The 7,061-nt window shown below is 38.2% G+C and carries 10 protein-coding genes; 2 read left to right on the top strand and 8 right to left on the bottom strand.

Annotated elements, in window-relative coordinates:
- The first annotated feature begins 48 nt into the window (after positions 1 to 48).
- Positions 49 to 603, top strand: a complete 555-nt coding sequence (locus ADH02_RS02455; protein ID WP_048782316.1) for a helix-turn-helix domain-containing protein — start codon at positions 49 to 51, stop codon at positions 601 to 603.
- The gene (locus ADH02_RS02450) at positions 582 to 1,433 is read left to right on the top strand and encodes an IS3 family transposase (RefSeq protein ID WP_239681719.1); all 852 of its coding nucleotides are present in this window, start codon (positions 582 to 584) and stop codon (positions 1,431 to 1,433) included. Before ADH02_RS02455 ends, ADH02_RS02450 begins: the two co-directional genes overlap by 22 nt.
- Positions 1,434 to 1,491: 58 nt before the next feature.
- Here the strand turns inward: ADH02_RS02450 and recA are convergent, their stop codons facing one another.
- From recA to comGD, 8 genes are all read right to left on the bottom strand, one after another.
- Positions 1,492 to 2,538: a recombinase RecA gene (recA, locus tag ADH02_RS02445; RefSeq protein ID WP_048712013.1), complete on the bottom strand. Its 1,047-nt coding sequence runs from the start codon at positions 2,536 to 2,538 to the stop codon at positions 1,492 to 1,494.
- Positions 2,539 to 2,623: 85 nt separating this feature from the next.
- On the bottom strand, positions 2,624 to 3,877 hold the full coding sequence (locus ADH02_RS02440) for a competence/damage-inducible protein A (protein WP_048782314.1): 1,254 nt from the start codon (positions 3,875 to 3,877) through the stop codon (positions 2,624 to 2,626).
- Positions 3,878 to 3,946: 69 nt separating this feature from the next.
- A complete protein-coding gene (gene pgsA / locus ADH02_RS02435; protein ID WP_048782312.1) occupies positions 3,947 to 4,540 on the bottom strand; it encodes a CDP-diacylglycerol--glycerol-3-phosphate 3-phosphatidyltransferase in 594 nt (197 codons plus the stop codon).
- A 10-nt stretch (positions 4,541 to 4,550) separates the two neighbouring features.
- Positions 4,551 to 5,390 carry a helix-turn-helix domain-containing protein gene (locus ADH02_RS02430; RefSeq protein ID WP_048782310.1) on the bottom strand — a complete coding sequence of 280 codons (840 nt, stop codon included), beginning with the start codon at positions 5,388 to 5,390 and terminating at the stop codon, positions 4,551 to 4,553.
- Positions 5,391 to 5,480: 90 nt separating this feature from the next.
- Complete coding sequence (locus ADH02_RS02425) at positions 5,481 to 5,831, bottom strand: hypothetical protein (RefSeq protein ID WP_048782309.1); 351 nt, start codon at positions 5,829 to 5,831, stop codon at positions 5,481 to 5,483.
- Entirely contained in the window at positions 5,818 to 6,330 is a 513-nt protein-coding gene (locus tag ADH02_RS02420; protein WP_048782307.1) for a type II secretion system protein, read from the bottom strand. Before ADH02_RS02420 ends, ADH02_RS02425 begins: the two co-directional genes overlap by 14 nt.
- Entirely contained in the window at positions 6,290 to 6,655 is a 366-nt protein-coding gene (locus tag ADH02_RS02415; protein ID WP_048782305.1) for a hypothetical protein, read from the bottom strand. The genes ADH02_RS02420 and ADH02_RS02415 overlap by 41 nt, the downstream gene beginning before the upstream one ends.
- Positions 6,633 to 7,061, bottom strand: coding sequence for a competence type IV pilus minor pilin ComGD (comGD, locus tag ADH02_RS02410; protein WP_048782303.1), 429 nt, complete (start codon positions 7,059 to 7,061; stop codon positions 6,633 to 6,635). Before comGD ends, ADH02_RS02415 begins: the two co-directional genes overlap by 23 nt.

Raw genomic sequence — 7,061 nt, 5'->3', positions numbered from 1 at the left:
TGATATGTACCCCCTTTACTGGACAAACCAGTAAAGGGGGTATTTATTATGCGTTACTCATTCGAATTCAAAATGAAATGTGTCGAATTATATCGGAAAGGAACATGGGTAGAAACTCCTGAAAATGTTATGCAAGAGAGTTTTAGAAGAAAAATATTGAATTGGGATAAAATTGAAAAGATTCATGGTCCTAAAGGATTGGAGCGTGTCAAAAAACAAAGAAATTGGACGGTAGATGAAAAATTGACATTTGTTTTACAGGTTTTAAATGGGAAAGCTCTATCAGAGGTTGCTTTTCCAGCGGGAATAAGTGTCGGATTATTAGGTTCTTGGGTTCACAAGTATAAAACTTATGGATATAATGGTTTAAAGAATAAGAAAAGACGACGACCATTATCTAAGGAGCCTATTATGAATAAAAAAGATGTGCCTGATAACCTTTCAGAATCCGAACGAGAAGAATTAGTTAGATTACGTAAACGAAATGCATATTTAGAAGCTGAAATTGCTGTTATAAAAAAACTGAGAGCCTTGAGAAAAGAACAGGAAGCTGCGCTTCTCAAGGCGAGAAAGCAGCGGTCATCAAAGAATTACGAGAAATAGGATACCAACTAAAACATCTTCTTAAAGCGATGAAAATGGCGAAATCTACTTACTATTTTGAATTGAATAGAGTTGATGCTGTGGCTGAGAAAAATGGTGTTTTATTATCAGAAATCAAAAAAATATTTCATGAAAATAAAGGTAGATATGGCGTAAGAAGAATTTACCAAGAACTTTGCCGGAGAGGTCACGTTGTTAATCATAAAAGAGTTCAACGTCTTATGCATATAAATGGATTGTTTGGAAAACGCCCTAAAGAGAAATACCATTCTTATCAAGGCAATGTTGGGAAAGTTGCTGATAATATTATTAACAGAGATTTTACGGCCGATAGGCCACTTCAAAAATGGAGTACAGATGTATCTCAATTCACTTTTCCTTGGGGAAAATGTTTCTTTTCTCCAATTTTAGATATGTCTACTAATGAAATAATCTCCTATGATCTTTCTCTAAGTCCCAACTTAGAACAGATTCAAAGGATGTTAAATAAAGCTTTCAAAAAATTCCCTAATGTAAATGGATTGATTCTCCATTCTGATCAAGGTTGGCAATATCAACACGCATTTTATCAACAGTCATTAAAAGAACGAGGAATTATTCAATCAATGTCTCGAAAAGGAAATTGTTATGATAATTGCATTATAGAAACGTTTTTCGCCAGAATGAAAAACGAAATGTTCTATGGTTTGGAAAAGCAATATTCTACCTTTAAGGAATTTCAAACGGCAGTTAAAGATTATATAGATTATTACAATAACAAAAGAATTCAAGAAAAAACAAAATGGATGTCCCCTGTTCAATACAGGGAAACATCCATGCGTTCAGCTTAATTATTAATGTGTCCAGGATTCTGGGTACATATCAGAAGCGCTCGATTCTTTTCATTGATTAGTCTAATAAACTTGTTTGTCCTTCTTCTTCCACTTCGACAGGAGCTGCTACTCCAATGCCATAGTGGGCACGAACTTTTTGATTCAAGTCGGCAACGACTTCTGGATGGTCTGCCAAGTATGCTTTAGCATTTTCACGACCTTGACCAATCTTCTCGTCGTTATAAGCGTACCATGCACCACTCTTCTTCACGAAATCGAGGTCTGCTGCCATGTCGAGTAATTCCCCAAGTTGAGAAATCCCTTCTCCATACATAATATCCACAACAGCTGTTTTAAATGGTGGAGCCACTTTATTTTTAACAACTTTGATTTTAGTTTGGTTCCCTAAAATTTCAGTACCTTGTTTGATTTGGTCTGCACGACGTACTTCTAAACGAACAGTCGCGTAGAATTTCAACGCACGTCCACCAGGTGTTGTTTCAGGGTTTCCAAACATAACGCCCACTTTTTCACGGATTTGGTTGATAAAGATTGCGATTGTTTTTGTTTTGTTAATTGATCCTGATAATTTACGTAATGCTTGAGACATTAAACGAGCTTGAAGACCTACGTGTGATTGCCCCATGTCGCCATCGATTTCGGCACGTGGAACTAACGCAGCAACTGAGTCGACAATAACGATGTCAACAGCTCCTGATGATACTAAAGCATCTGCAATTCCTAATCCTTGTTCCCCTGTATCTGGTTGAGATAATAATAATTCATCAATGTTTACGCCTAAAGCTTTTGCGTATTCTGGATCTAGAGCATGCTCAGCATCGATAAACGCTGCCACTCCACCACGTTTTTGAACTTCCGCAACAGCGTGCAATGCCACTGTTGTTTTACCTGAAGATTCTGGTCCGTATACTTCGATAATACGTCCACGTGGGAATCCACCTACGCCTAATGCGATATCTAATGCTAGAGAACCTGAAGATACTGTTTGAATTTGTGTATCTACTTTTTCTCCTAATTTCATTACGGCACCTTTACCGTAGCTCTTTTCAATTTTCTTTAGCGCATCTTCCAATGCTCTTTGACGATTTTCATTTTCTGCCATGTTTTAATTCCTCCACGAATTTTAAGTCAAACATATTGTACACTATGTTCTATTCCATGCGCAAGCAATATGCGAACATTTGTTCTTATTTTGTTCGGACTTGTTTTAATAAATATTTTCTAAGTAAATTCCATCCATATTGTACCGCGAATTCACGATTATCGTTACGAGTACGTGCAAGGTGTAATTCAAGAACTTCGACATCTGCTTGAGAAGCTAATGCGACGAAAATTGTTCCGACTTCTTTTCCTTCCATTTCGCCAGGCCCTGCAACTCCCGTAAATGAAATTCCTAAATCACTTTGATAATGAAGTCTTGCTTGTTCAGCCATGGCTTTGGCACATTCTGCACTGACCATTCCGTATTGATCGAGCAAGGTACTGTCGATTCCTAGTTGCGTTTCTTTCGCTTCTCGTTGATAAGCGACTGTTCCCCCTTGGAAATAGGCGGAGCTTCCTTCGAACGCCACGACACTTGCTGCAAACAGTCCTCCTGTTAAACTTTCAGCAGAGGCAATCGTGAGTCCTGATTCTTTTAGTAAATCAACAGTGACTTCTTGTAATGTATTATGGTCGCCGTATCCATAGAAGAATTCTCCTACTTGCGATTGAATTAGAAGTTCCATTCCGTCAAGAAGTTCTGTGCACTCTTCTTCTGTTTTCCCGTTAGCGGTTAAGCGAAGCATCACTTCGAATTTACCGGCATATGGTGCAATCGTTGGATTTGTTTGTTCTTCAATTAGATTGTCTAAAATGGTTACTAATCGAGATTCTCCAATTCCAAAGAAACGTAAGTAACGAGATTCGAATAAATCCACTTTGCCCACTTTTTTTCTTAAGAAAGGCAACACTTCTTTTTGCATCATCATTTTTAATTCATTTGGTGGTCCAGGTAGAACAATGAATTGTCGGCCATCTTTTTCAAAACCACAACCAACTGCAAGTCCATTATGATTTTTAAAAACAGTACCGCCCTCGAATGCGAGTGCCTGTCTACGATTATTTTCACTCATGTCGCGATGAGAACGCACGTGAAAATCGATCACTTTTTGAAGAGCTGCCTCATCTTCGACAAGTGGCACATTTAAAAATCGCGCCAGTACTTGTTTCGTAATATCATCTGTCGTTGGTCCAAGACCTCCAGATAAAATAATCAACTCACTTCTTGAAGCGGCTAATTCAATCGCTTCATACATTCTTTCTTCATTATCCCCAACCACTTGTTGATAGTATGTTGGAATTGAATTTTTTGCTAATTCTTGGGCTAGGTATGCACTATTCGTGTTCACAATTTGCCCCATTAGTAACTCTGTACCAACTGCAATGATTTCAGCATTCATAATTTCGCCTTCCTTACACTCTTTTTCGAAAAATAAAAAGCCCAAAACAACTGTTTCAGGCTTTGTTTGTTATTCTGTTTTAGTAAATGAATCCGCAAATACATGTCGATTCTTTACAAAATAATCCAAACCTGAATAGATTGTAAATACTAAACAACTATAAAGTAAGATTTGTCCGATTGGAATTCCAATGGCCTTAAAGAACAAATCGTCCGTCAATAGGAAAATAATCGCCAACATTTGAGTAGCGGTTTTTACTTTTCCTGGCCAAGCAGCTGCCATGACTTCGCCATCTGTAACTAATAATAATCGAAGCCCCGTTACTGCTAATTCGCGACAAACAATGATGCTCACGACCCACGCAGGCGCTAAGTTAAATGGTACAAGCATAATGAACGCTGTCATCACTAACATTTTGTCCGCTAAAGGATCAGCAAACTTCCCAAAGTTCGTCACTAATTTGTATTTGCGTGCTAAATATCCATCAAGATAATCTGTAAAACTAGCTACTGCGAAAATAATCATTGCCAAAAAGTGGACAACGCTAATTTGTGAGCCCATAAGATTCATCACTCCTAGCGCTTCACTCGGTAAGCACATCAGAATGATAAACACCGGAATCATGAAAATTCGCAAAACCGTTAATTTATTTGGTAAATTCATCGCAATTCTCCTATTGAATCGTGATATAAATTCTTGTAGCGTTTGAACCTTCAGGAATTGTTAGTTCAACACCACCAACAGTAATTGTACCTAATGGCGTATAACCAAAGTCCATACGAATCGTAGTTGTTCCTTCTGGAATTGAACCAGTCACTGTTTGATTTGTAGCTGGAACTCCGTCTGCCACAACTTTACCATCCGCTGAAATTTGTGCCCATAAAGCATTTCTTGCTTCATTGAGTACTTTCACATCTAATGGGAATTTACTTACATTCGCAATGTAGTACAATGCATTTCCGTTCGCATATGAATAAGTAACGCTTGTCACTTCTGGAGCTGCAGTTGTCGTTGTAGCAACAGTTGTTTCTGCTGCAACAGCTGTTTGCGTAGTAGCTTGAGTTGTTACAGGCGTATTGCGTTGCGCACGGTTGCTAAATACAGCTTGCCCGATTGCAAAAATAATCGCCACGATGAACATTCCCAATAAAATGGTTGGGAAGTAATTTTTTAGAGTATTGGATACTGAAGACCATTTACTCTTGTTTTTATTTAAACGTGAACGATTACTTGAAGTAGTCGTATATGTTGTAGAAGGAGTTGTCTTCACAACAGCCTGCGGAATTTCAGATGCATGCTCTTCTAATAAAGCTGCTCCATCTAATCCAACTGTATCAGCAATTTGTTTGATGAATGCGCGTGTATAAAACGCACCTGGCATCAAGTCGAAGTCATTATCTTCAATTGCGATTAAATAACGTTTTTGAATTTTTGTAATTTGTTGCAAGTCATCAAGAGTGTAGCCTTTTAATTGCCTTGCACTTTTTAAAATTTCTCCGATTGTTTGTGTCATTATTTCACCATCTTTTCATTTTCTCATTGAAAAGTATACCATATCTTGAAAATGAAAAAAACAAAAAGAAGTCGCTATGTAGTGTTTAGCCTATTTTACAAACTGAATATATAGTGTATCTTCCTTTGAGTGACCATTTGGAAGGTGTGCTTTTAGGGTAAACTGATGTGCTTTCTCATTCCATTCTACCCTCACCGTGCCACTAGAAAATTGAATGGTATCTGGAAAAGTCATCTCGTCTCCATTAAAAGACAGTTTTTGCCGTACTGTCTGACTCGCCATCTCAAGCAATATGTCCATTCGATACCCATCTTCCAGAAGGCGATATTCAAGAGTGTTGTGGGCATGAATTTTGAGTAGCGCGATAATAAGGAAACTGGCAATCGCAAGTAACCCCAGAAACTGAAATAGTAGCGTTCCTTTTCTTTTAGGGTTTGTCATCTTTCTTTTTCTTAACCTCTTTCACTTTGACATAAATAGCTCGATTCTTTGGCGCGAAATTTAAGCGAAAAGTACTTCCTTGGTTGAGCGTTGACGAAATCAGTAACCTGATCCCGTTTCTTTTGATAGATAGCGAACGAATGCCATAAAGAAACGGTTGGTGTCCTCCACTTCCTCCTGCTCCTTTATAAATCTTCCCGCCATCTTTCCAACTAGAAACAAGCGTAATGACTTCTGTTTTCTCTGATGTCATATTTTCAAAATGTGCGGTATAAGGATCATAGCCATTAAACGATGTCAGCCTATAGCCAGCGTAATTAAAATTCATTTGCTGAACAGCGACATGCCATTTAACATCGTCAGGAACATTGAGGCGGTCCTTGATTTTTAGAAAAGCTGTAGAAAGTCCCATAAAAGCTACTAAACTAATCGAGATAATCACGAGCGCAATTAGGTGTTCAATGAGCAGAAATCCGGACTTTTTTCTCGGTAATCGCATTGATTTGAAACACCTCCTCATGCTCTCCGCAAGAGACCATCACCACTGTTGGAGAGGCTGCTGTATTTACTTTTTCAAATGTCACTTTTTTCATCTTCTGAAATTCTTCATTTGGCAATTTTTCAACGCTAGCAGGATAAGTCACACTGGCTTGTAAATCCATTAACTGAGTAGCCGCAGCATCCAAAAAGCATCCTTTAAGTTGTTGACGGTGATAGAGTTGTCCCATCATAAAACTGATTAAGGACACAATAACGGTTAAGACCATCAGACCGATTAAGGCTTCAAGCAATACATACCCTCTACTTTTCGGTAATTTCAACATGATACTTCGCCTCCCCTAATTGAAAAACATAAGTGTACCTGCGATTTTTCCCATCAAATGTCACGGATGAGAACTGGCTAACATTCCCACTATAGGGTTTAAAACCATACGTTTGAACAGAATAACTTTTCATCGTATCCGGAAAGCGAATCTTCTTATCCAATTCTCTAGCTCCATGACAATTTAATTCCACAATTCCGCCAGAAACAGTTACAAACGAACCTTGTCCCGTTGAAATAGCTGTAATCTGCGCCGTATCCATTGCTTGCTCAAACTCTCTAAGAAATACTTCTTCCTTCCAATTTACATAGGAGCGACTAATCAAAGGCGGAGTCAGTATAAGTAAAAAGCAAGCAATGGCAAGCGCAATTAAGCATTCAACAAGCGTAAATGCTCTCTTTTTCAT

Source organism: Streptococcus sp. 263_SSPC (genome assembly GCF_001071995.1).
Classification (GTDB): domain Bacteria; phylum Bacillota; class Bacilli; order Lactobacillales; family Aerococcaceae; genus Granulicatella.
Note: the sequence above shows the minus strand (reverse complement) of the source record. Positions and strands in the feature narration are given on the sequence as shown.